We start from the raw sequence: 24,598 nt of genomic DNA on the forward strand, positions 1-24,598 counted from the left end.
CCCGTCCCTACTGCTGCTGACGCTGCTGACGGGCGGCCTCATCGCGGATCTCGCGAAGTCTGGTCGCCGCATCCTTCGTCGGCCGGGCGGGTAGCGCGGGTGGTGTAGCCTGCGGCAGCTGCGGCGGCGTTTCGGCCTTGCCTCGGCTGGCGACGTAGAGCCGGAACGCGCCGTAGCCGAGCAGCAGTAGGACCACCACGGGCACCAGCGAGAAGATCACGCTCTGCACGAAGCCGACAATCATCAGCACGCCCAGCAAAGCCAGGATGCCGATGCCGAGCTGAACCTTCCACGACATCTCGAAACCTCCGTCGTCGTCGAGGACTTGGTATCCACGCTACGCACTTGCGGGCGTCGACGGCGGCATCCGGCGCGGGTTTTATCGCTGCGGTGAACACCGAATCCATGCGCCGGGTCCCGGCTTTCGCCGGGACGCCGGGCAACGGTCAGTCGGTGCCGAGAAGTGCGGCCGCCTCGGCTTCGGTGAGCACCTCGTAGGCGTCCGATTCCCGGTTGTACCACCAGGTATCGGGTCCGGGCCGCGGGTGACCCTGGGCCTGCACCGCGCGGGTGGACGGGCGGTAGGACGAGCTGCGCGGGATCTCACCGACGATGTACACGATGTCGGGGCGCTGGTCCGGATCGAGGGCCCGCACCGCCTCGGTCACATCCTTGGGTTCCAGCCGGAAGCCCTTACGGATGCTGACCGCCGCCACCGCCAGCGCGTGCTCGCCGACGGGCAGGCCATAGGCGACCTCCATATCGACCGCGGTGATGTCGTTGAGGGTATCGACGATCGGTTGGGTGAATACCGGTCCGCGGGCGCTGTGGATCACCGTATCCCGGCGATCGACCAGCCAGTAGTCGCCATCGCCATCGCGGCGGAACAGGTTTTCCGTCGGCATCCAGGCGTCGCCCGCCGTGAACACACCGCGCAGTCCGCCGTCGGAGAGGTCGATGCCCTCGGTCGCCTTGCCGAGCAGTAGACCGACCTCGTTATCGGCGCAGCGGCGCGCGAAGCCGGACGCGTCGGTCCGGATCTGCCCTGTCACCGGGTCGTAGGCGACCAGTTCCACCTTGGCGGTGCCCGGCACCGGGCGGCCCTTGCAGCCCGCCTTCACACCGGTCACATTGGCCAGCACCACATCGCCCTCGATGGACGCGTAGAACTCCAGCACCCGGGCTGGCGCGAACTGCTCGGTGGTGCGCCGCCACAGCCCGGCGGGCATGCCCGAGCCGATGAACAGCCGGATCGGATGCCACATGGGGGTGGCAGTCGACGGAGCCGACGGGGTGGGTGAGCGATACCCGGCCGGGAAGACCTCGGCGTCGAGGATGTCGCGCAGCATGGTCCAGGTGTAGGTGACCACCGTGACGCCGTAGCGGTGCACCTCCTCGCCGAACCGGGTCGGATCCAGCGATCTGGCCAGCGCGATCCGGCTGCCGCCGGCGATCGCACCACCGAGGCTCACCAGCAGACCGGACGAATGATGCAGCGGCGCAAGGCATAGAACGGTGTCCTTGCGATCCAGATCGGCCGAGGTCGCGGTGCCGAAGGCGGATAGGGCCCAGCGGTGGTTGGTGATGTACTTGGCCTCGAGCCGGTCGCCGGTGCCGGTGACGAGCACGAAGGCCAATTCGCGCGCCAGACCCGGATCCGGGCGGTACCAGGCGGGCAGCTGCACCCGGGTGGGATCGATCTGCTCGAGGTCGATCACGTTCTCGCTCACCGGAATATCGAGGGTGCGCGCATCACCGCCGCCGAGCACCAGCACCCGGGTACCGGTGGCCGCCGCGGACCGCAGGTTCTCCGGATCCGAGACCAGGGCCTTGATACCGGTGAGCTCGATGGCCCGGTCCAGTTCGCTGCCTGGGGCGAGCAGCACAGCAACCGCGCCGAGGCGCGAGAGCGCGGCGACGGTGGCCAGTGCGCTCGGCCGGGTCTCCATCACCACCCCGACCCGAATGGCCGGGCGGATGCCGACGGAAATGAGCCCGCGCACCACATTATCGATACGCGCGTTGACCGCCGCATTGGTGTGCACGCGATCGTCGAAGAGGAACAGATCACGCAGCGGAGCGCGGCGCGCCTGCTCGGCGACCAAGCGGCCCAATGAGATTCGGGTATGCGGCTGGATCATGCCGAGCCGGGTCAGCCGCGGCAACGTCCGTGCGGCCTCACCGGCCAGTTCGATGGAACCGCGCACGGTATTGCTGGCGATACCTTCCAGCGCCTTGCCGACACCGGCGCCCGCCTCGGCGAGGGTGGCCGCGGTATGTACGACGCGGGTGGCCGCCGAACTCGGCCGGTTGGTCGCGACATGTTCGGTCATCGGCGCGATTTCCGGCGGCAGTGGCTGATCGCCGTCCATCCAATCGATCCACTGACGCACCAGCGGCCAGGTGTGCCGGGTCGCCATGCTGCCCGCGACGAGGCCGAAATGTCCCGCCACCAAACTGGCTTCGTAGACCTCGGCATTGGGCGCGGCCCGCACGATGCCGCGCACCGCGGCGGGCTGGCCGATATCGTCTACCTCGCCGACGAAGGCGAGGATCGGGCACTTCAGTTCGGCCAGCGAAATCGGCTGATCCCGGATCACGAAGCCACCCAGCATCAGTCGGTTGTGCGCCACGAACTGCTTGAGCAGATCGGCCGCCGCCGGGCCCGCATACCCCACCCAGCCGTCACTGTTGAGGAATCGGCGCTGACGTTCCTTGGGCAGCAACGCCTCCCGATCGTGCAGCTGGCGCACGAAGTCGATGCGCGATTTGGCGGTCTTCATCGGGTCGAGCATCTGGAAGCCGAGCCGGACCATGGAATCGGTGATCGGCAGCCGGGTCACCACATGGTCGGCCAGGAACTCCGCGACGTCGGAAACCATGCCGTACGGCAGTCCGAACGGCATCCCCGCCACCACATCGACCGGGCTGCCGAAGGTCACGATGCTCTCGACACCCTTGCCGAACCGGTAGGCGGTGGTCTGATAGGCGAACATGCCGCCCTGGGAGTAGCCCATCAGATGCACGCTGCTGCCGGTCGCATCGCAGACCGTATCTATGGCGCTGTTGATCGCGAGGACATGATCGGCCAGATCCCGTTCCCAGCCGCCCTCCTCACTGGCGGGCGAACCGAAATCGACCACCCAGCAGTCGATTCCGCCGCGGTGCAGAATGCCGACCGCACCGTCCTCGGCGTTCACATCCCAGATGTCGGCGTTGACCATCAGCGGCGGCACCAAGACCGCGACCGGACGCCCCGGGGTCGTATCGTCCGGGAAGTAATGGCGCAGCCGATACATTCTGCGCCGTTCCACTATCTCGAACGGCGAACCCTCGACATCGTGGGTCAACCCGCCGAAGCGGATGACCTCGAGGCCGTTCTGGGCCGTCGCCATCAACCGCTGCACCGACCCGACCACACTCTTGGCATTGAACTTCACGATCGCTCCTGGCCCTACCCTGCAAAGTGACCCGCATCACACACCCCGATGTGCTCAGACGAGCTTCCCACACCGTGTATCCATTATGTGTCCGCTGTGACCGGTTCCATGCCAGGTGGGGCCGATCTTCCGAATGTTCGCCGCATGCGTATGGACACGGCGCGCAGAAAGATACCGACCGTTCAGACACGTCCCAGAAGTCCGGATTCATCCCAGGACGTTATCTGCGGTTGTCCGTATCGAGTTCATGTCGTAACCATCCAGAAAACAGACCGGCATACTCATGGCTTGTTCTCCGAAATTTCCCTGCGCACAGCATCTTTCGCGGTCTAGGATCGATGCCGTTCGGAACGCAATGTCGCGTAAGCCAATTCGCACGAGAGAGTCGGTCCTTTTTTCATGTCTCGGTCCGTTCTGTCTCTCGGCAACCACCTCGTCTCAGCCTCGACAGGCATGCCGCCTGTCGAATTGCTGTGAACAGCAACCGAATCTGAAGTGCCGTCGACTACCAGTGCACCATAATCGCCCGTCTCGGTGACCATCTCAGGTGAGGACAAAGCATGACCATCGAAATGCCAGTCCAAACAGAAAACAACGTTCGCAAGAGCCTCAGCACCGGTGCCGCCCAGCAGCTCGCGCACACCACCAAGTCCGAGCCGCAGATGCAGGGCATCACCTCGCGCTGGCTCACCCGCATGCTGCCGTGGACGCAGGTCAACGGCGGTATCTACCGAGTCAACCGCCGCCTGACCCATACCGTGGGCAACGGCGAGGTCGAGTTCGTCATCGACGGCTCGCACGCCAGGGTGATCCCGATGGAACTCACCGAACTTCCGCAATTGCGGGACTTCGACGACGAGGAGATACTGCGCGCACTCGCCCAGCGCTTCGAACAGCGTGATCTCGGACCCGACACCGTGGTCGCCGAATTCGGCAATCCAATGAATCAGGTCATGCTGATCGTGCACGGCAAACTGAGCAAGATGGGCACCGGAGAATACGGCGAGCAAACCAAGTTGGGGATGCTCGCTGGAGGGGATTTCTTCGGTGCCGAGGCACTCGTCGACGAGTCGGCTATTTGGCCGGTTACCGTCAAAACCGTCACTCAGACCACCATGTTGGTTCTCCCCCGGCAAACGCTCGACGAAATACTGGAATCCACCCCGGCACTCCGCGAGCAATTGTCCCGGGTGGCCGCCGCACCGTCCCGGCCGCAAAATACCAAGGGCGAGGCGAATATCGAGATCTCCTCGGGACACTCGGGCGAACCGCTGCTCCAGGGCACCTTCGTCGACCTCGACGCTGCCCCGCGCGAATACGAACTCAGCCTGGCGCAGAGCGTCCTGCGCGTGCACACCCGGGTCGCCGACCTGTTCAACGACCCGATGAACCAGGTCGAGCAGCAACTGCGGCTCACCATCGCGGCGCTCTACGAGCGTCGCGAGAGCGATCTGGTCAATAACCCCGATTTCGGACTGCTGCACAATTGCAACCTCGAGCAACGCATCTACAGCGAGTCCGGCGCGCCGACGCCGGACGATATGGATGAACTGCTCAGCATGCGGCGCAGCACGAAACTCTTTCTGGCACATCCGAAAGCAATCGCCGCCTTCGGTCGTGAATGTAGTAGGCGCGGGCTCTATCCCGATCCGGTCGAGGTGGACGGACACCGGGTCTTCGCCTGGCGCGGGGTCCCGATATTCCCGTGCAGCAAGATTCCGGTCAGCGATACCCAGACCACCTCGATCCTGGCCATGCGCACCGGCGAGAAGGATCAGGGCGTCATCGGACTGCATCAGACCGGCATTCCGGATGAATACGAGCCCAGCCTGAACATCCGTTTCAAAGGCATCGACGATCAGTCGATCATCTCCTACCTGGTCAGCTGCTACTACTCGGCGGCAGTGCTGGTGCCGGACGCGCTGGGCGTGCTCGACAACGTCCTGGTCGCCCGGCAGGCGGAATGACCGGGTGGTGACCGATGTCGGTGCTCTCGCGTGTCTCGGCACCGGCGGCCACGAGTGATGTGGCCGCCGCGGTTGCCGCGCTGTTATCGAATCTCGATGCCACCGCTCCGCCGACGTTACCGTTAGCGGCTCCGCAACCAACGGAGGCCGCTGTTACACCTGAAAGCACGGAAATACCCGAATGCACAGCATTACCCGAATCGAACGGATCATCCGAAGCCGAGGTGGTGGAAGCTGATTCGCCCGAGCTGGACCGGTCCACCGAACCTACGACACCTGCTCCGCGCCGCCTCCTCGGACCCAGCGGACTCGGCGCGGCTGCGCTCCTACTCCCCGCATCCGCGTCTGCGGAAGCGGGATTACCTACTACTGAGGTACCCGACCCCGCATGCACACCTACTATCCGGGCGGCTGGTTTCCAGCCGCCTCCAGTGGCGCTCGATGCCACATCGATCACTGTCGGCGCGGCGCAGGGGGCCGCGCCGACAGGATCGACGTCAACCGAGCAGAAATCCGCGCGGAGTCGAATTCCCTTCGGCCCCACGGGTTTGGGTACCGCGTCGGCCTACCTGCACGGCACCGCGGCACCGATTCCACCGCTGTACTGTCCGCCGCCGCTGCGCGACGACCCGGCATTGGCCGAACTGGTCAATGACGGGCTCATCGCCTGGGCCGGGGATATCGGCCTCTACGCCGGGCGACTGGATGAACTGCGCGATGCCGACTTCGGCCGCCTGATCATGCTCGCCCATCCGGACAGCAACGATCCCGACCGGCTGCTCGCCGCCGCCAAATGCGCGGTCTCCGAATGGGCGGTCGATGACTACTACTGTGATGCCGGAGCCGATGACACCGCACCCGACGGCACACCCTCCAGCGCCGAGACCGAACTCGGTCCGCGGCTCGAATTGGCCGCCGCCGCAATAGATCCTGTTTATCTGCCAGCGCGCTACGCGCCCCAGCTGGAACGGGCCATGCAGGCCGATCCGATCCTGCGCGCGTTTCGCACGTCCTTCGAGCATTTGTCCCGGTATGCGACCCCGGCTCAACTCGCCCGATTGCGCACCGAGATCGCCGGATGGTTCATCGCGCTCGGTGCGGAAGCCGGTTGGCGGGCCGCACACCGCATGCCACCGGTATGGGAGTACCTCGCCAACCGGCAACCGCACAGTTTCCTGCCGTGTATGGCACCGATCGATGTGGTCGGCGGATATGAGCTCCAGGCCGCCGAGTACACCGATCCGCGGGTGCGCCGGGTGGTCACCACGGCCGCGCTCGCCAGTCAGATGGTGAACGACCTGTACTCGATGGCGCGCGAAGACCGTTCGGAAGGTAGGGAATTCAACCTGCCGACGGTCTTGGCGGCGGAGGAGCGGTGCTCCCGGCGCGAGGCGGTGGTGCGCACGGCCGCCATCCACGATGAGCTGGTGCACCGATTCGAACAGGAGGCGGGGCCGCTGGCGGCCGGCGGATCGGCCGAACTGCGCCGATTCCTCGGCGGACTGTGGGCCTGGATGGGCGGCAACCGCGCCTGGCACGCCGCGAGTAAGCGCTACCACGAGTCGAATTAGCCAGTACCGCAACGAAATCAGTAGTAACGCAACAAGACGAGAGGATGATCAGGCATGACCATGCTCAATCCGGACACGGGGTCCGTCCTGCGCACCAGCTACCAGAAGGCCGTTGCCGAGTACTGGAACAACAACCCGAACGACGACCGGGTCAATGTCAAACTCGGGGAGGTCGACGGACTCTTCCACCACCACTACGGCATCGGCGAACCCGATCAGGCGGCGCTGGCCGGATCGGAGGACACCCGCGAGGAGCGGATCGTCAAGGAACTGCACCGCCTGGAGACCGCGCAGGCCACGCTGCTGCTGGACCACCTCGGCGATATCCGGCCGGGCGATCGGCTGCTCGATGGCGGATCCGGCCGCGGCGGCACCAGTTTCATGGCCGATCAACGGTTCGGCTGTCAGGTCGACGGCGTCACCATCTCCGAGTATCAGGTCGGCTTCGCCAAGGGTCAGGCCGCACACCGCGGTGTGGCGGATAGGGTGCGCTTCCACTTCCGGAACATGCTGGACACCGGCTTCGACACCGGATCGATGCGTGGCATCTGGACCAACGAAACCACCATGTACGTCGATCTCGCCGAACTGTTCGGCGAATTCTCCCGGCTGCTCGAACCCGGAGGTCGCTACGTCTGCATCACCGGCTGCTCCAACGATGTCAGCGGCGGGCGCTCGTCCTCGGTCAGCTGGATCGACGCCCACTACGGCTGCATGATCCATCCGCGCAGCGAGTACTTCCGGGCCATGGCCGACCACAATCTGGTGCCGATCAATGTGATCGATCTGACCGCCGCAACCATCCCCTACTGGGAGCTGCGCACCGAATCCGAGCTGGCGACCGGTGTGGAGACGCCGTTCCTGACCGCCTACCGGGAGGGCAGCTTCCAGTACCTGCTCATTGCCGCCGATAAGGTGGGCCGGTGACGGAAACGCTGACCAAGCCGATCACCGACCGCGAGGCCCTGCCCGTCGAACTCGTCGACGACGCCGGGTACGCGGTCGGTGCGTGCCCGGTGGCGCAGGCTCATACCGCGCCGGGACTGCTGCACCGCGCGTTCTCGGTGCTGCTCTACGACGGCGCGGGGCGGGTGCTTCTGCAGCAGCGTGCCGCGGTGAAGACGCGGTTTCCGCTGCTGTGGGCCAATACCTGCTGTGGGCATCCGGCGCCGAATGAGCCGGTGGCGGCGGCCGCCGCGGTCCGGCTCGGTGAGGAGTTCGGGTTGGCCGCCGCACTTACCGAGGTCGGCATCTTCCGGTATCACGCCGAGGATTCCGCGACCGGTCGCGTGGAACACGAATGGGATCATGTGCTCATCGGCCGGTTGAGTGCGGAGTTCTTGCAGAGCGCCGCGCCGCGACCCGATCCGGCCGAAGTCGCCGACTACGCGTGGATCCAGCCGGATGCCCTACGCGACGCAATCGCCGACCATCCCGAGAGCTACACGCCGTGGCTGCTGGGTGTGCTCGAGATCGCGGACGAGGCGGTACGGGCTATCTGAGCAGTCGGTCCCGCTGGCCCGGCCCATGCCGGTACGCGGGCCGCGGCCGAGGCAGCCACCGATCACCTCCGGCGTCATCTTGTAGTCGGTGTTGATCCACGCGTGTGGCTGCCCGGTCCGGACTCGCCGCCCGTGCGGTTGCCAGCAGGTGGCAGTGCGGATGCTGGACCAATGCCGTGTGGCGAAAGACGGAAAGCGATTCCCGCGCACGCGCTGGCCGCATCGTGGCGTGGTCTTTGCGAGTACAGACCACGGTCGCAATCCGAGCTTCGTCACCTCTTTGGGCGGTAAGTCGAGCTGAGCACGAGCCGGCCCCTCGCCTCTTTGCTGTTCCTTTGGATCGACACATGCGGGTCCGGCCGCAACCACTCCTTCCTGTCGTATTTCATGCTTTAATGCGCATATCTACGTTTCGGCAAATATCTGGACTCGCATCCCGCCGATACGGTGCTTGTCACACTGCACAAACCTTCGAGAACTCACAGGAACGGCACAGCGTCCAGCCAGGTCCGACTTGCATCCTCGATCGGGTACGAGCTTGTGAAATTAGTGAGGTGCACGATGGTCGAACTCGAAGTCGCGGACGATAAGGTGACGGTTCGCGTACTCGGCGGGCACCGTCTGCTGGCGCTGCGCGAGCATGTGACCTTCGAGCTGGCCGATATCACCGAGATCACCACCGCACCGGTCGACCTGCGCCCACCGTGGGTCCGCGCGCCCGGCACCTTCTTTCCCGGCGTGATCGCCGCGGGCACCTACCGAGGTAGGGGCCGAAAAGAGTTCTGGGACACCAGATTCGACGGCCAGGCCATTCTCATCGACCTTGCTGGCCCCGGCTTCACCCGTCTGGTCGTCGATGTCGACGACCCCGATGCCGCCAAGCGAGCCCTCACCGCGGCCACCGCCTGACCGAATCCCTTCCCGCACTCATGGATTCGAGCCGAACGACCGCAGCGGCCCGGTGTACGGCTTGGGTGGCGGAGTGGCGAACTCTCCCCTACCCGATTTGCGCAGGCCGAGGGTGATCAGCGACTGCACGGTCAGGGTGGCGGCGGCGACGCCGTCGATCACCGGGACGCCGATCTCGTCGCGAATGTGGTTGCACAGGTCCGCCATTCCCGCACAGCCGAGCACGATCGCGTCGGAACCGTCGGCGTCCACGGCATCGCGGCAGGCCTCGGTGACGATTTTGCGGGCGTCCGGATCGGTCTCCAGCGCGAGCACCGGAATTTCGCAGGCGTGCACGCCGCGGCAGTGGCATCGCATGCCATAGCGGTCCACCAGATCGGTGGCGCGGCCGATGGTACGGCTGAGTGTGGTGACGATGCTGAAGCCGCGGCCGAGATGGCTGGCCGTATGCATGGCCGCCTCCGCGATCCCGATTACCGGTCCGCTGGCCAGTTCACGGGCCGCGTCCAGGCCCGGATCGCCGAAGCAGGCGATCACATAGCCGTCGACCCCCTCCTGCTCACCGCGCTCAATGGCGGCCAGCACGCCAGGAACGCTGAGCGCTTCGTCGTAGTGGCTTTCGATCGAGGCGGGACCCATCTCTGCGGTGACCGCGTCGAGCAGTGTGCCCGGGCCCGCCACGGCCTTGGCGCACTGCTCGATCGTGTCGGTCATCGCCCGCGTGGTGTTCGGGTTGACGACCCGGATGCGCATCAGGCAGCGACCCCCTTGACTGCCAGTCGGGTTCGCGTCGCCAGCAGGTAGTAGGTGACGAAGCCGAGCCCGCAGCCGATGAACCAGCTGTACTGCGCGGCGGTGTACATGCCGGTGACATCCTTGACGAACACCGGGATCACCGCGACGATCGCGCCGACGGCCGTGGCGATGATCGCGGCGGGGTTGTACCCCTTGCTGTACCAATAGGTTCCGGTCTCCGACCGGGTGAACAGGTCGTCGACTATTACCTGCTGCTTGCGCACCAGGTAATAGTCGGCGATGAGCACGCCGAACAGCGGGCCGATGAACGCCCCGAGCACCTCGAGGGTGTAGTGGATGACCTCCGGATTGTTGTAGAGGTTCCATGGCGTGATCAGGACCGAGCCGACCGCGGCGATCATGCCGCCCGCGCGCCAGCTGATCCGCTGCGGGCTGACATGGGAGAAGTCGAAGGCCGGGGAGATGAAGTTGGCGACGATATTGATGCCGATGGTGGCGATGGTGAAGGTCAACGCGCCCAGCACGATCGCGAAGGTGCTGTCGATACGTGCCACCGTCGCAACGGGATCGGTGATCAGCTCACCGTAGACCGGGACGGTCAGCGATGCGGTGATCACGACCAGCAGCGAGAACAGCAGGAAGTTGACCGGCAGCCCGAGCAGGTTGCCGCGCCGCACCGCGGCGAAACTCTTTCCGTAGCGGGAGAAGTCGCCGAAGTTCAGCATCGGGCCGGAGAAATAGGAGACCACCAGTGCGATCGCGCCGAGCATGACCGGTACCGAGGCCCAACCCGTGTACTTCACCTCGCCCAGTTTCAGATCGATGGCACTCCAGCCCGCCTTGGCGATCAAATATCCGCAGAGCAGGAACATCACGACATACACAGCCGGACCGCAGAAGTCGATGAACTTCCGGATCGATTCCATGCCCCGCCAGAACACACCGGCCTGCACCACCCACAGCAGCAGATAGCTGCCCCACCCGAGCAGCGAAAGTCCCAGGAACCCGTAGTCATCCACGACCGCATACGGTGCCAATCCCGGAAATAGCTTCACCAGAACGACATCCAGCGCCGCCGAGGCGAGAAAGGTCTGAATTCCGTACCAGGCGACGGCGATCAGACCGCGGATGATGGCCGGGATATTGGCGCCGAGCACCCCGAACGCGCTGCGGCACATAACCGGATACGGCACGCCGGTGACCTGGCTCGGCTTGGCGACCAGATTGCAGAAGAAATAGACGATCGTGATCCCGATCAGCAGCGCCGCGAGCACCTGCCAACTGGCCAGTCCGAGCGCGAACAGACTGCCCGCGGTGACGTAGCCGCCGACGCTGTGCACGTCCGACATCCAGAAGGCGAAGATGTTGTAGGAACCCCAGGTCTGCTCGCGCAGCGGTGCCAGGTCCGCATTGGTCAGTCGTGGGTCGTAGGCAGGTGCTGACGGTGCCGCGGGTGCGACCGGTGTGGTGAGCGTTTCGGTCATGGTGTGTCCCATCCGAGGGCGAAACTGTGATCGAAACGACGGTAGAAACCACGCATTGCCCCACCATTGCGCAGTTATTGCCCGGCTATTGCGCGACAGATATATCTTCCGGCGCCAGCAGGCCGGTATCGGTGGGCAGCGTCGTAATGACCGTCGCCAACCTGCTGTGATGCTGTTCGGCCGCCAGCAGCAGACGATCTACGTCGCGGGCCATGAACGCGTCGAGCATCAGGGCGTGATCGGTATGCAGGCGTACCCGGTCGGCACGGCCGATATGCACCATCGACTGCACCGGCTCGGTGACATTCCACGCCGACTCCAGCATGTGCAGCAGCCGGAACATGCGCGACGGTTTGGTCAGTGCCACGTGGAAATCGCGCGATCGGCGGTGGTAGGCGACCGGGTCGTCGTCCCGAATCGCCTGCTCCAATAGCGAGTTCAGCTCGAGCAACTGCGCGCGGTCGGCGGCGGTGGCATTGCGAGCGGCTGCTGCCAGTGAAGCGGTTTCCAGGGTCTCGCGCACGATATACATTTCGCGCAGCTCATTGGGGGTCAGCTGGGCCACCGCGTACCCGCCGTGTGGCTGATGCGTGACCAGCCCCTCCCCGATCAATGTCTTGAGCGCCTCCCGCACCGGGATATGGCTGACGCCGAATAATTCGGCGACCTCGCGCAGCGGAATGACGGTGCACGGCGGCGCGGCCCCGTCGAGAATCACTCGGCGAAGTTCGCCGAGGATCACTTGCGGTCGGCCTGGTTCATCGACAACCAGCCTCGCGAGCAGCGCCGATCGTCTTCTCGGTGGCATGCGGACACGCTATGCGAGCCGTGTTGCGATCGCGGGGCCCGATGTGACAGTCAGGAAACGTTCACCGAACCGACCGGTCGCGTGGTCGGCTCGATTCGGATATCGGCACCTTCGAAGGCGCCATAACCACCGTGTCATGCTGTTAGTCGGTCGAACGACAGGGGTATTCCGATGACACTTACGACAACGCAGTCGGTGGATCGTCGCTATGTGCGCCTGGTCGCCGAATTCGACAGGCTGTTCCGGCGCCCTAGCGATGGCGGCGGCGCACTCGTGGTCTACCAGCACGGCGAACCGGTGGTGGACGTATGGGCCGGGTTCGCACATCCCGGCGTGCCGTGGGCCGCCGATACCGTGGCCATGGCCTACTCCACCGGAAAAGGCGTGGTCTCGACGCTGGCGCACCGACTGGCCGAGCGCGGACTGTTCGATTACGACGAGCCGGTCGCCACCTACTGGCCCGAATTCGCGGCCGCGGGTAAGCAGCGGATAACGGTCCGCGAGATGCTCACGCATCGGGCGGGTCTGCACCGGTTGCGTGCACTGCTGCCTGGACCGGTGGAGCGGTTCTTCGACGACGCCGAGGTCACCGCCGCTCTCGCGGCCTGCTCCCCCGATCCGCGCCACACCTACACCAGCGGCTATCACGGAATTTCCTTCGGGCATTTGGTCGCCGAGCTCATCCGCCGGGTCACCGGCGCGGACTTCACCGAGATTCTGCGCACCGAAATCGCGGAACCGCTTGCCGCGGAAGAACTCTGGTTCCGCGTGCCAGAAGCCGAGCGCGGCCGGATCGCCACCAACTTTCCCCGGCTCACCGTCGCCGGAATGAGTTGGGAAAATAGTGCCCGGCTCATGGGCCGGACCCGTTTCGCGGCGGCCGTGGAAACCACGCCGCGCGGGTTCGCCGATCTGGTTTCCGATCCGCGCCTGCACGATTCGGTCATGCCGGGCGTCAACGGCGTGTTCTCCGCGCGCGCGCTGGCCAGGATGTACAGCGCGCTCGCAACCAATGGTCAGCTGGGTGATGTCCAGCTGTTGCGTCCGGAAACCATCGAGCAGATCACCCGGCGTCAGGTCTTCACTCCCGATTACGTTCTCGCCTTCCGCATTCCGTGGGCGTTGGGCTACCACGGCGTTCCGATGAAGCCCTCGAAGGCCGAACCCGTCGCCGCCTTCGGCCATTTCGGGCTCGGCGGCTCCGGTGCGTTCGCCGATCCGGCGACCGGGATGTCGCTGGCTTTCGTCACCAACCGTCTCGGCGGGAAGCTCACCCCCTTGGGCGACGCTCGGTTGGCACGTCTCGGCACGATCGCACACAACATCGCGAAAGCTGGGTGAAAGGCGGAGCACACTCCCGCCGACAGAATCACCAGTTTGCGGCACCCGGAGGGTAGCAGGGCAATGTGGTGAAGACCCTCGAGCTGCTGGAGGCGATGCGCCGCACCGACACCCGAGCTGGTGGCGATGCAGCACTCCAGCTGACGGTGTCGTCGGCCCAGCACCTCGGCCTGAGCGCCCACTGTTGCGCCGATCCTGCGGGCTCATGCGGATTCGGTGCAGCGGCGGATGCTGAGCGTGCGACCCCACTGCCGCAATCATCGGATGATTTCGACATGTAGCCCCGCATTCGGCCTGGGGGCTGGCAGCATGGGCGCATGGAGTTGCTGGGACTGGAGCGGATCGAGGCGGCCGCGGCGGCATTGGCGCCGGTGATTCGGCGTACGCCGGTGGTCGCGTCACGGGTGTTATCCGAATGTGCCGGGACGGAGGTGCGGCTGAAGTGCGAGAACTTGCAGCGGACCGGATCGTTCAAGCCGCGAGGTGCGTACTTCCGGATCGCGAATCTTCCGGCGGCGGATCGGGCGCAGGGCGTGGTCGCGGCCAGCGCCGGAAATCATGCGCAGGGGGTGGCGTGGGCCGCCGCTACGCTGGGGATTCAGTCGACGGTATTCATGCCGGTGGGCGCGTCGCTGCCGAAGTTGGTGGCCACCAAGGCGTATGGGGCCGAGGTGCGGCAGGTGGGTGAGACCGTCGACGACTCACTGGACGCCGCATTGGATTACGCCGAGCGGACCGGTGCGACGCTGATCCATCCGTTCGACCACCCCGATATCGTGGCCGGACAGGCGACGGTGGCCCTGGAGATCATCGAGCAGATACCGGATGTCGGCACGGTACTCGTGCCGACCGGCGGTGGCGGGCTATTGGCCGGGGTCGCCATCGCACTGCACCATGTCGCACCGCAGGTGCGGGTGGTGGGGGTGCAGGCAGCGGAGGCGGCCGCGTGGCCGGATTCGCTGGCGGCGGGTAAGCCGGTGCGGGTGGCGCGCATGTCGACCATGGCCGACGGTATCGCGGTCGGGCTGCCGGGTGAGGTGCCGTTCGCGCATGTGGCCGCGCATGTGCCCGCGGTGGTGACGGTGGAAGAGGATGCGCTGTCCAAGGCGCTGCTGCTGTGTCTGGAACGGGCGAAGCTGATCGTCGAGCCAGCGGGTGCCGCGGCGGTGGCGGCCCTGATGAGTTATGCGCCCGAGGAACTCGGGCTGCAGGGTCCGGTGTGCGCGATACTGTCCGGCGGCAATATCGACCCCATGATGCTGACCAGGATCATCGGGCACGGTCTGGGTGCCGCCGGCCGCTATCTCGCCGTGCGCGTGACGATTTCGGATCGGCCGGGTGCGCTCAGCGGACTGCTGGCGGTGGTCGGCAAGACCAGTGCGAGCGTCGTCGATGTGGTGCATTCACGGACCGGCGGATGGCTCGCGGTCGACGAGGTCGAGGTATCGCTGACCTTGGAGACGCGCGGTCCGGCCCATCGTGACGATGTGCTCGCCGCACTGGAGAATTCGGGCTACACGGTGCGGGTGGAGGACTGAGCGCATGGCGACCGGCCGCGCCGAGTGTGCACGTTTCGCAAGCCCGACGGAAATTGCCGGATTCGTCGAAAAGTGCACACTCAGTACGGTTCCGAGTCGAGCGGTCAGCACTTCCGCTTGTAGAAGTACTTCGAGTTCGTATCCATATCGGCCTGGGTGATCGCCACCATATCGGTTTGGATATTGCGGGTGACCGGCTTACCTTCCAGCGCGGCCGCGGCCTGGTCGACGCCCTTCGCGCCGATTCCACCCGGATCCTGGGCGATAAGTGCCTGTACCGTACCGGCTTTCAGGTCCTCGACCTGTTTCGGGCTCGCATCGAAGCCGACCAGCTTGACCTGGCCGAGTTTATTCGCATTGCGCAACCCGGTGGCCGCGCCCTCGGCCGAGCTCAGATTGGTGGCGAAGATGCCCGCGAGGTCGGGATGGGCGGCCAGGGTCGCGGTGACAATCGAAGCAGCTTGCGCCGCTTCATTATTGTTGTACTGCACCCCCAGCGAGGTAACACCCGGGTAGGCCTTCACCGCATCTTCGAAACCCTGCGCACGCGCGTCGGTGGTGGAGGTTCCGGCCTTGGTGTTGATCACCAGCACCGGCCCCTTGTCGCCGATCAGCTTGGCCAGGGTCTGTGCCGCGAGTTCGCCGCCCTTCTTGTTATCGGATGCGATCGACGACAGTGCGATGGAGGTGTCGTCCAGCGCGGTATCGACCTCGATGATTTTGATCCCGGCGTCTTTGGCCTGTTTGATCGGATTCGCCATCGCCGTCGCATGGGTCGGCGCGATCAGAATGCCGCCGGGCTTATTGGCCACCACACCGGTCAGTACCGGAGTCTGCGCGCCCGCATCGAATTTCGTCGGTGCCTGCGTCTCCAGTTTGTAGCCGAGTTTATTCGCCTCGTCCTGTGCGCCGCACTGCATGGAGATGTAGAACGGTTCGTCGGCGACGCCGGGAATCAACACCAATTTCTTGGTATCCGTTCCGCCGGAATTGCTCACCGACCCACTACATCCCACCACCAGCGTGCCGACCGCCGCCATCGCGCCGATCACCACCGCGGTCCGCTTCGCCACCCTCATCTGGCTACCTCCGCCTTACTTTCCTATCGCGCAGTGTTGTAACTGCGTACCTCTCTATTTGCGGTCCCGTGCCCGGCGGCGCAGCTGGTCGAACCACACCGCCCCGACCAGAACCGCGCTCACCGCGATCGGCTGCCAGAACACCGGCACCCCCGCGATAACGAAACCCTTGCGCAAGACCGACGGAATGAAGACGCCGATGACCGTGCCGACAATCGTGCCGATACCTCCGAAAAGGCTGGTGCCACCGATGACGACACCGGCGATGGCATCGAGATTGTCGGTGCCGTGCCCACCGATGGTGGTGGTGCCGAAGTAGGCCAGATTCATGAATCCGGCCAGCCCGGCCAGTAATCCGGTCATCAGATAGACCAGCACGAGGTGGCGGGTGACCGCGATACCCGAACGCCGTGCGGCCTCCTCATTGGAACCGATCGCGTAGGTGTAGCGGCCGAATCGGGTGGTGTGCAGCACCCAGGCGGCGAGCAGCGTCACCGCGGTGGCGACCAGCACCAGATTCGGCACCCCGCCCAGCGATGTCCCGAAACCCAAGGAATTGCGGAGTTTATCGGGGACGGTTCTGGTATCGACGCCACCGGTGATCAGTTGTGCCGCACCGAGTGCCGCGCCGAATGAACCGAGCGTGACGATCAGCGGCGGAATCTTGGCCTTGGCCACCAGAATTCCATTGAGCAGACCCCAAATGCCGCCGCCGACAACGGACATGAGGAGGCCGAGGCCGATGATTCCCCAGCCCGCCGCGGTGGCGTTCTCATCGGGACTCAGCCATTCCATCGTCTTCGCGCCGAGCACCCCGGCGAAGATCAGCACCATGCCGACCGATAGGTCGATGCCGGAGGTGATGATCACGAAGGTCATCCCGACCGAAAGCACCAGCAGCACCGAGGTTTCGATCAGCAGCGTCTGCAGGGTGAAGCGGGTCGGGAAGGCATCGGGACGGATGATGCTGAACACCACGCACAGCGCCACGAGCACCACCCCGATCCACAGCGTGCTCGCGCCGAGCAGCCGTTGCAGGACAGTGCGTTCCGGCAGGTCGGGGCCGCCATTGGCCTCGGCGGTCGCGGCTTTGGACCCACCGCTCGTCGAATCGCTTCGCGATGCTTCTCGCCCACCCGTCACCCGACCGCCACCCCTCATCGAATCGCTTCGCGATGCTTCTCGCCCACCCGTCACCCGACCGCCACCCCTCATCGAATCGCTTCGCGATGCTTCTCTCATTTGGCGTCCTCATCTGACAGTGCTCCGGTCATCGCGCCGACCAACTGCTCGAGCGTTGCGTCGGCGGCGACGAACCGAGCGACCCGCTTACCGAGGCGCAGCACTTCGATCCGGTCCGCCACGGCCAGCACCTCCGGCATATTGTGGCTGATCAGCACCACTGCAATGCCCTGATCGCGCACCTTGCGGATCACCTCGAGCACCCGCTCGCGCTGCACCACGCCGAGGGCCGCGGTCGGCTCGTCCATGAAGACGACCTTGCTGGCCCACATCACCGCGCGCGCCACGGCCACACTCTGGCGCTGGCCGCCCGACAGCGCACCGATCGGCACATCGGTGCGCTGCAAGGTGACGCCGAGTCGCCGGAAATGTTCGACGGCCTGGGTCCGCATCGCACCCTTATCGAGCATGCCCAGTTTGCCCGCCAATCCGCGGCGAACCAGTTCCCGGCCGAGAAACAGATTCGCGGCCGGATCCAGATCGGGCGCGACAGCGAGGTCCTGGTAGACCGTTTCGACGCCGAGTTTGCGGGCGGCAGTCGGCGTACTGAGCACGGTTTCCGCACCGTCGAGCAGGATTGCCCCCGAATCCGGTTGTTCGGCCCCGGAAAGGCATTTCACCAGCGTGGATTTGCCTGCGCCATTGTCGCCGATCAATGCGACGACCTCACCGGCGCGGACCTGAAAGTTGGCTCCCCGCAACGCCTCGACGCTACCGTAGCGTTTCACCAGAGCCTGGGCCTCGAGGACCACATCGCCCGCATCCGATGCCATCCCGTCACCCACGTCGACTCACGTGAGCAAGCGTCCAATCCATCGGCCGATGCTACGTTCGCCGGCACCTCTCATGGGACGAATTCGGCAAAATGCGCAGGGCGCAACGAAACCGATCAGTCCCACCAGAAGCGCCAGAGCTGCCGCATCATGGACTCGGCCAGTTCGTCGAGTGAATCACGATCCTGTTCGGCCGCGTCCGCGCAGTAGAGATACCCCTCGAGTGCCAGTGCGAGCGCACTGCCCTCACTCAGCTGCGGCTCGTGTTCGACGCGCAGCCACATGGTGTCGGACTCCAGCGCGACGACCTCACATCCGCGCTCCGAGGCCGCCCACCGCCGCAGCACCAGGGCGTGGTCCGCACCGTCGATATCGTGGTTCAGCGCACCCGACCATTGCAGTTCATAGGGGACCAGCCAGGAATTCGCGGCGGGCACCAGCGCCAGTTGATCGAACTCCTCGCAATCGTCGCGGATATTCCAGACATCCGCCCAATCGAATCCTTCGTAGTCGTAGAGCTCGAGATCCAGATCGGCCCAATCCGGTCCGCCCCGTGGAATCGACCAATCCTCGGCCGACAGTTCGCGATACTGTTCGCGCAGCCAGTCCGCACCGTCGGTCTTCGCGATGAACTCCGGAACCGACAGGTCGCGCGAACGCTCCCAACCGTGCTCGGGCCCGGTCCGGTACCAGGTATCGGTCTTGGTCAGCAGCGGCCACAGTCCGGTCTTCGGATGCACCTCCCGCACCTGCTCCCACAGCTCGGTCGCCGCATAGCCCGGCTCGGTCGATACCACCCACACCGGAGCCCCGGCGACCGTTCGATCGACCACCGACGCCGCCGGAAGCTCGATTCCGTACGCCGCCAACGCCTCCACCGGAGCATTGCCCGCGAACGGCACCGCCGCTGGCGGTGCCTGCCTATCCGGCGTGAAGGTCCCTGCCCCGAAATGTCTTCTCATGAGTCGGCATTCAACAGCCACCCACCGACAAGTTGCGAGCGGATGTCATTGGGCGCCACCGAGTTCCAGCGCCAAGACGCCGATGATCACCAGTGCGATGCCGCCGACCTGGATCAGCGAGAGCCGTTCATCGAGGAACAGCACACCGATGACCGCAATGGCCGCGACCCCTACCGCAGACCAGATACCGTAGGCGACGCCGATCGGCATGCCCCGTTTCAGCGCCTGGGAGAGGAAGAAGAAGGCCGAGCCGTAGCCGATGACCACGATGATCGAGGGCACCAGTTTGGTGAAACCCTCGGAGAGCTTGAGGGATACGGTCGCGGTGATCTCGGAGGCTATGGCCAGCGCGAGCAACAGCAGGGTCATCGGCGCAGCGTAACCGGGGCGGGTGCGGCGCTGGTATGTGGTTGTGGCCGCAAGGTTTTGGATGTCTCGATTAAAAGGTCGATAGTGCAGACTCCGGTCGCGGGGTTGCCTGGCGACAGGTCCGGCACAGGTATCGCCTACCGCTGCGGTAGTCGGACGAGGAGGAGTTATGGATGCAACGGCGGTCGTGATCACACTGATCGTCGTGCCGATTGTGCTGGTTGTCGCGCTTCTGGCGGTGGCGATTCCGTTGTCGATGCGCGCCGAGCGCGCCCGCAGGGCGGGCCTGCGGCAGTGGGCGACGCAGCACGGGTGGACCTTCGTGGAGAGTTCGCGGGCTCCGTGGATGTCGCGTCTGCCCGGCCACCGTCGACAGCGCGTCGGTGTGACGCTGACCGGGCAGATCGGTGGCCGCTGGGTGACTGTGGCGGATTATTCGTACGAGACGACATCCACGTCGACATCGTCGTCATCCACGTCGACATCGTCGTCCGCGTTGGGCGAGGGTTCCACCACAACTCATACGAAGACCCATACGAAGACCCATACGCACCGCTTCATCGTGGTTGTCGTACTGCTGGATCGCCCGCTGCCCCCGGCCTCGGTCCACAGCCGAGGTGCCATGTCCAAGCTCGGTCGGTCACTGTTCGGCGACAAACCGACGGCGACGGGCGACGAACGGTTCGACTCGCGATTCCGGATTGCCTCGGCCGATCCCGGGTATGCGCGTTGGCTGGTGGGCAGGCCACTTCGGGAGGCGCATCTCGCCGGAGCCGTCCCCGACTGGAGCCTCGCCGGTCAGGAACTGCTGAGCTATCGCCCGGGCCAGTTGCGTCACCCGGACGCGACCCCGGCGCTCGCCGCACCACTGCTGCACGTGGCGGATCTGCTCGGCCACGACTTCGGTCCGGCGTCGATCAACGTGGACGCTCGACAGTGACAACCCAGCGCATCCTGCGGCGCCTGCGCCTGCGGCCCGGCCAAGTATGGCGCGACGGCAATTCCTAGCCGCACGTTCCTGGTGTGGTGCAGTCCAGGCTGCACTCCCCTTGGCGGTCCGGACAACACCGCGCTTGACGGTCCGGGCCGCCCTACCCTTGGCCGTCTGGACGGCACCACCCCTGGCGGTTCGGACAGCACCACCCTTGGAAGTCCCGGTTGAGCGGTCGATTACCCGCGCAATTCCGAGACCACGTGCCGGATCTCGTCGAGCTGAGCCGCGACCTGCACACCCGCGGTGCCGCCACGGGCATTGCGGGAGGCGATCGAGCCCTGCACGGTGAGCACTTCGCGGACCTGCGGCGTCAGCGCCGGGTCGATGGCGGCGAACTCGGTATCGGTCAGCTCGTCCAGGCCGACGCCACGCGCCTCGGCGGCACGCACGCACGCACCCGCCGCCTCGTGTGCGACGCGGAACGGAACGCCCTGCCGGACCAGCCATTCGGCGATATCGGTGGCGAGGGTGAAACCGGCCGGTGCGAGTTCGGCCATGCGGTCGGTGTGGAAGGTCAGGGTCGAGACCAGGCCCGCGATCGCCGGGAGCAGCAGTTCCAGCTGGGCGACCGAATCGAACAGGGGCTCCTTGTCCTCTTGGAGGTCCCGGTTATAGGCCAGCGGTTGCGCTTTCAGGGTCGCCAGCAGTCCGGTCAGGTTGCCGATGAGACGACCTGCCTTACCGCGGGTGAGCTCGGAGACGTCCGGATTCTTCTTCTGCGGCATGATCGACGAGCCGGTGGACCAGGCGTCGGCGAGGGTGACGTAGCCGAATTCCGGTGTGCTCCAGATGATCACCTCTTCGGCCATCCGGCTCAGATCGACACCGATCATGGCGAGTACGAACGCCGCCTCGGCCGCGAAATCGCGCGCGGAGGTGGCGTCGATCGAATTCGCCGCCGAGGCATGGAAATCCAGTTCGGCCGCAATGGCTTCCGGATCCAGTCCGAGCGAGGAGCCGGCCAGCGCACCGGATCCGTAGGGCGAGACCGCCGCGCGCTTGTCGAAGTCACGCAACCGATCGATATCACGCAGCAGCGGATGCGCGTGCGCAAGCAGATGGTGCGCGAGCAGCACCGGCTGTGCGGCCTGCAGATGCGTCTTGCCCGGCATTACCGCGTCCGGATGCGCGGCGGCCTGGGCGACCAGTGCGTCCACGATATCGAGCAGTCCGGCGGCGATCCGGCGGGCCGCATCGCGCAGCCACATCCGAAACAGCGTGGCCACCTGGTCATTACGCGAACGCCCGGCCCGCAGTCGCCCGCCGAGTTCGGCGCCGACCCGATCGATCAGCCCGCGCTCCAGTGCGCCGTGCACATCCTCATCGGCCTCGACCGGGACGAAAGCACTCGAATCCACGTCCGCCGCAAGCTGATCAAGTCCGGCCAACATGGCGGCGAGGTCGCTCTCCGACAGCAGTCCGGCCTTGTGCAGCACCCGCGCGTGCGCCTTCGACGCGCGAATATCGTAGGGGGCCAGCGCCCAGTCGAACTGGGTCGACTTGCTCAGCGCGGCCATTGCCGCGGCCGGTCCGGACGCGAAACGTCCGCCCCACAGCGCCCCTTCGTTGGTGCTGCCGCTCTGCGTCATCGTGTGCTGTCTCCTCCGGGTCGTTGGGCGGTGAACAAAATGTGGGTCTTCAGTTGGCTGGCGGCCGCTTCGGGTACATCCCGGCCGCGGCTGCGCAGCACCTCGGCCGGATCGGCGCGCGACACGGTCCAGCCGTGTTCGGTGAACCAGTCGATCGGATCGCTGCGGCCCTCATCGGAGTACCACAGTTCGCCGACATCGACCCCGACGTCGACCCCGACGGATCGCGCCTCCTGCAATGCCTTCGGGTCCGGCGCGGAACCGGATGAGCGGTAGATCGCGACGCGACTGCCCGGTGCGCTCGATGCCGCGATGCTGTCGAACAGCCGGTCCTGGGCGTCCGCGGGGAGGTAACGCAACAGTCCTTCGATCAGCCATGCGGTCGGCACGGCCGGATCGAATCCATTGTCCCGCAACGCCGCTGGCCAATCCTGGCGCAGATCCACCGCGATCGCGCAGCGCTGAGCCGCGGGCGGGAAGTCCGCAAGCGCGCTCTCCTTGAACTCCAGCACCTTCGGCAGATCCAGCTCGAAAACCGTTGTGCCGACCGGCCATTCGATCCGATAGGCCCTGGCATCGAGTCCTGCGGCGGGGATGACGATCTGCCGGATGCCGTCGGCGGCCGCCTCCTGCGAGTAGGCGTCGAGGTAGCAGGTGCGTGCGAGCAGCGCCGAGATAATGGGTCCCATCGACGCTATCGCGGCCTCCTCGAGATCCGGGATCTCGCCGCGCACGATGCGCGTCCAGGATTCCGAACCGACGGCGGTCACCAGCATTTCGGCATACGGGTCATGGAACAGTGCATCCGGACGGCGGCTCTCGGCGGCTCGCATTGCCGCGACGCCAAGGGCCGTGGCGCCAACGCTCGATTCGATATCCCAGCTGTCGTCGTCGGTCCGCATGGTGCTCCCTTCGGGTCGGCGACCGCTGCGCCGACCCGTTCGAGCCTAGTGGTCACCGGCGGACGGAGTCCGTCCTCGGCCCGCGCGCTTGCTACTTCTGGTTCAGGTCGCGACGCGCCGCGACCTTCGAGGACAGGCCGTGGATCTGCACGAAGCCCTTCGCCAGCGACTGGTCGAAGGTGTCGCCCTCGTCGTAGGTCGCCAGGTTGAAGTCGTAGAGCGACTGCTCGGAGCGGCGGCCGTTGACCACGACCGAACCGCCGTGCAGCACCATCCGGATCTCGCCGGTGACGTGCTCCTGAGTTTCGGCGACGAACGCGTCCAGCGCGCGCTTGAGCGGGGAGAACCAGAGGCCGTCGTAGGCCAGCTCGCCCCAGCGCTGCTCGACCTGGCGCTTGTAGCGGCCCAGCTCGCGCTCGATGGTGACATTCTCGAGTGCCTGGTGCGCGGCGATCAGCGCGATGGCACCCGGGGCCTCGTAGATCTCGCGGCTCTTGATGCCGACGAGGCGATCCTCGACCATATCGAGGCGGCCGACACCCTGACGTCCGGCGCGGTGGTTCAGTTCGACAATGGCCTCGAGCACGCTGACCGGGCGGCCGTCGATGGCGACCGGCACACCCTTGTCGAAGGTGACGATGAGTTCGTCCGGCGCTTCGAAGTTGACCGTCGGGTCCGAGGTGTAGTCGTAGACGTCCTTGGTCGGCGCGTTCCAGAGGTCCTCCAGGAAGCCGGTCTCCACCGCGCGACCCCACACGTTCTGGTCGATCGAGAACGGCGACTTCTTGGTGACATTGATCGGGAGCTGGTTCTCCTCGGCGAAGGCGATGGCCTTCTCCCGGGTCCAGGCGTAGTCGCGGACCGGCGCGATCACATTCAGATCGGGGGCGAGCGCGCCGATGCCGACCTCGAAACGCACCTGGTCGTTGCCCTTACCGGTGCATCCGTGCGCGACCGTGCTCGCGCCGTGGAACTTGGCGGCCTCCACCAGATGCTTGACGATGAGCGGGCGGCTGATCGCCGACACCAGCGGGTATTGGCCCATGTACATCGCGTTGGCCTGGATGGTCGGCAGGCAGTACTCGTTGGCGAACTCGTCGCGCGCATCGACCACGATCGCCTCGACCGCACCGCAGTCCAGCGCGCGCTGGCGCACCACGTTCATATCCTCGCCGCCCTGGCCCAGATCGATGGCGACCGCCACGACCTCGGCGCCGGTCTCCTTGCCGATCCAGCTGATCGCAACGGAGGTATCGAGCCCACCGGAGTAGGCGAGTACGACGCGCTCGGACATGTCTATGTGCTCCTCGGTTTCGTGCTTGTCTGCAGGTCGTGCCCGTAGCGGCGGGCGGTGGGCGCGGCGCGCACCGAA

General features: G+C 65.7%; 21 protein-coding genes. 8 read left to right on the forward strand and 13 right to left on the reverse strand.

Features of this window, described 5'->3' with window-relative positions; genetic code table 11:
- Positions 1–7: 7 nt before the first annotated feature.
- Positions 8–298, reverse strand: a complete 291-nt coding sequence (locus tag ACWEO2_RS34550) for a hypothetical protein (RefSeq protein ID WP_452409196.1) — start codon at positions 296–298, stop codon at positions 8–10.
- A 148-nt stretch (positions 299–446) separates the two neighbouring features.
- Positions 447–3,440 carry an acyl-CoA synthetase gene (locus ACWEO2_RS34555; RefSeq protein ID WP_452409197.1) on the reverse strand — a complete coding sequence of 998 codons (2,994 nt, stop codon included), beginning with the start codon at positions 3,438–3,440 and terminating at the stop codon, positions 447–449.
- A 560-nt stretch (positions 3,441–4,000) separates the two neighbouring features.
- Here ACWEO2_RS34555 and ACWEO2_RS34560 point away from each other — a divergent pair.
- The 5 genes from ACWEO2_RS34560 (at position 4,001) to ACWEO2_RS34580 (ending at position 9,389) form a co-directional block, all read left to right on the forward strand.
- Complete coding sequence (locus ACWEO2_RS34560; protein ID WP_452409198.1) at positions 4,001–5,407, forward strand: family 2B encapsulin nanocompartment shell protein; 1,407 nt, start codon at positions 4,001–4,003, stop codon at positions 5,405–5,407.
- 14 nt (positions 5,408–5,421) lie between these two features.
- The gene (locus ACWEO2_RS34565; protein ID WP_452409199.1) at positions 5,422–6,978 is read left to right on the forward strand and encodes a family 2 encapsulin nanocompartment cargo protein terpene cyclase; all 1,557 of its coding nucleotides are present in this window, start codon (positions 5,422–5,424) and stop codon (positions 6,976–6,978) included.
- A 54-nt stretch (positions 6,979–7,032) separates the two neighbouring features.
- On the forward strand, positions 7,033–7,905 hold the full coding sequence (locus tag ACWEO2_RS34570; protein ID WP_452409200.1) for a geranyl diphosphate 2-C-methyltransferase: 873 nt from the start codon (positions 7,033–7,035) through the stop codon (positions 7,903–7,905).
- Complete coding sequence (gene idi, locus ACWEO2_RS34575; protein ID WP_452409201.1) at positions 7,902–8,480, forward strand: isopentenyl-diphosphate Delta-isomerase; 579 nt, start codon at positions 7,902–7,904, stop codon at positions 8,478–8,480. Before ACWEO2_RS34570 ends, idi begins: the two co-directional genes overlap by 4 nt.
- A gap of 561 nt (positions 8,481–9,041) precedes the next feature.
- A complete protein-coding gene (locus tag ACWEO2_RS34580) occupies positions 9,042–9,389 on the forward strand; it encodes a hypothetical protein (protein WP_452409202.1) in 348 nt (115 codons plus the stop codon).
- A gap of 18 nt (positions 9,390–9,407) precedes the next feature.
- Here ACWEO2_RS34580 and ACWEO2_RS34585 read toward each other — a convergent pair whose 3' ends face one another.
- From ACWEO2_RS34585 to ACWEO2_RS34595, 3 genes are all read right to left on the reverse strand, one after another.
- Positions 9,408–10,142, reverse strand: coding sequence for an aspartate/glutamate racemase family protein (locus ACWEO2_RS34585; protein WP_452409203.1), 735 nt, complete (start codon positions 10,140–10,142; stop codon positions 9,408–9,410).
- Entirely contained in the window at positions 10,142–11,629 is a 1,488-nt protein-coding gene (locus tag ACWEO2_RS34590) for an NCS1 family nucleobase:cation symporter-1 (RefSeq protein ID WP_452409204.1), read from the reverse strand. The genes ACWEO2_RS34585 and ACWEO2_RS34590 overlap by 1 nt, the downstream gene beginning before the upstream one ends.
- Before the next feature lie 85 nt (positions 11,630–11,714).
- Positions 11,715–12,437, reverse strand: a complete 723-nt coding sequence (locus ACWEO2_RS34595) for a GntR family transcriptional regulator (RefSeq protein ID WP_452409205.1) — start codon at positions 12,435–12,437, stop codon at positions 11,715–11,717.
- A gap of 171 nt (positions 12,438–12,608) precedes the next feature.
- Between ACWEO2_RS34595 and ACWEO2_RS34600 the strand changes: the two genes are divergently transcribed.
- Together ACWEO2_RS34600 and ilvA are read left to right on the forward strand one after the other, a co-directional pair.
- Positions 12,609–13,778, forward strand: a complete 1,170-nt coding sequence (locus ACWEO2_RS34600; RefSeq protein ID WP_452409206.1) for a serine hydrolase domain-containing protein — start codon at positions 12,609–12,611, stop codon at positions 13,776–13,778.
- 317 nt (positions 13,779–14,095) lie between these two features.
- A complete protein-coding gene (gene ilvA / locus ACWEO2_RS34605; protein ID WP_452409207.1) occupies positions 14,096–15,316 on the forward strand; it encodes a threonine ammonia-lyase in 1,221 nt (406 codons plus the stop codon).
- Between the two features lie 104 nt (positions 15,317–15,420).
- Here the strand turns inward: ilvA and ACWEO2_RS34610 are convergent, their stop codons facing one another.
- From ACWEO2_RS34610 to ACWEO2_RS34630, 5 genes are all read right to left on the reverse strand, one after another.
- Entirely contained in the window at positions 15,421–16,395 is a 975-nt protein-coding gene (locus ACWEO2_RS34610; RefSeq protein ID WP_452409208.1) for an ABC transporter substrate-binding protein, read from the reverse strand.
- Positions 16,396–16,449: 54 nt separating this feature from the next.
- The gene (locus ACWEO2_RS34615) at positions 16,450–17,538 is read right to left on the reverse strand and encodes an ABC transporter permease (RefSeq protein WP_452409209.1); all 1,089 of its coding nucleotides are present in this window, start codon (positions 17,536–17,538) and stop codon (positions 16,450–16,452) included.
- 95 nt (positions 17,539–17,633) lie between these two features.
- Complete coding sequence (locus tag ACWEO2_RS34620) at positions 17,634–18,410, reverse strand: ATP-binding cassette domain-containing protein (protein ID WP_354960066.1); 777 nt, start codon at positions 18,408–18,410, stop codon at positions 17,634–17,636.
- Positions 18,411–18,526: 116 nt separating this feature from the next.
- The gene (locus tag ACWEO2_RS34625; RefSeq protein ID WP_452409210.1) at positions 18,527–19,372 is read right to left on the reverse strand and encodes a DUF4253 domain-containing protein; all 846 of its coding nucleotides are present in this window, start codon (positions 19,370–19,372) and stop codon (positions 18,527–18,529) included.
- Positions 19,373–19,417: 45 nt separating this feature from the next.
- Positions 19,418–19,741 (reverse strand): DMT family transporter, encoded by a 324-nt coding sequence (locus ACWEO2_RS34630; protein WP_354960064.1) that lies wholly within the window; start codon positions 19,739–19,741, stop codon positions 19,418–19,420.
- 169 nt (positions 19,742–19,910) lie between these two features.
- Here ACWEO2_RS34630 and ACWEO2_RS34635 point away from each other — a divergent pair, with 169 nt between their 5' ends.
- The gene (locus ACWEO2_RS34635) at positions 19,911–20,681 is read left to right on the forward strand and encodes a hypothetical protein (RefSeq protein ID WP_452409211.1); all 771 of its coding nucleotides are present in this window, start codon (positions 19,911–19,913) and stop codon (positions 20,679–20,681) included.
- 230 nt (positions 20,682–20,911) lie between these two features.
- Here ACWEO2_RS34635 and argH read toward each other — a convergent pair whose 3' ends face one another.
- The 3 genes from argH to ACWEO2_RS34650 all read right to left on the reverse strand — a co-directional run bounded on the left by argH (position 20,912) and on the right by ACWEO2_RS34650 (position 24,520).
- The gene (gene argH / locus ACWEO2_RS34640) at positions 20,912–22,324 is read right to left on the reverse strand and encodes an argininosuccinate lyase (protein ID WP_452409212.1); all 1,413 of its coding nucleotides are present in this window, start codon (positions 22,322–22,324) and stop codon (positions 20,912–20,914) included.
- On the reverse strand, positions 22,321–23,226 hold the full coding sequence (locus ACWEO2_RS34645; protein ID WP_452409213.1) for an SAM-dependent methyltransferase: 906 nt from the start codon (positions 23,224–23,226) through the stop codon (positions 22,321–22,323). The genes argH and ACWEO2_RS34645 overlap by 4 nt, the downstream gene beginning before the upstream one ends.
- A gap of 91 nt (positions 23,227–23,317) precedes the next feature.
- Positions 23,318–24,520 (reverse strand): argininosuccinate synthase, encoded by a 1,203-nt coding sequence (locus tag ACWEO2_RS34650; protein ID WP_452409214.1) that lies wholly within the window; start codon positions 24,518–24,520, stop codon positions 23,318–23,320.
- Between the last annotated feature and the right edge of the window lie 78 nt (positions 24,521–24,598).

It is taken from the genome of Nocardia sp. NPDC004278 (genome assembly GCF_053602975.1).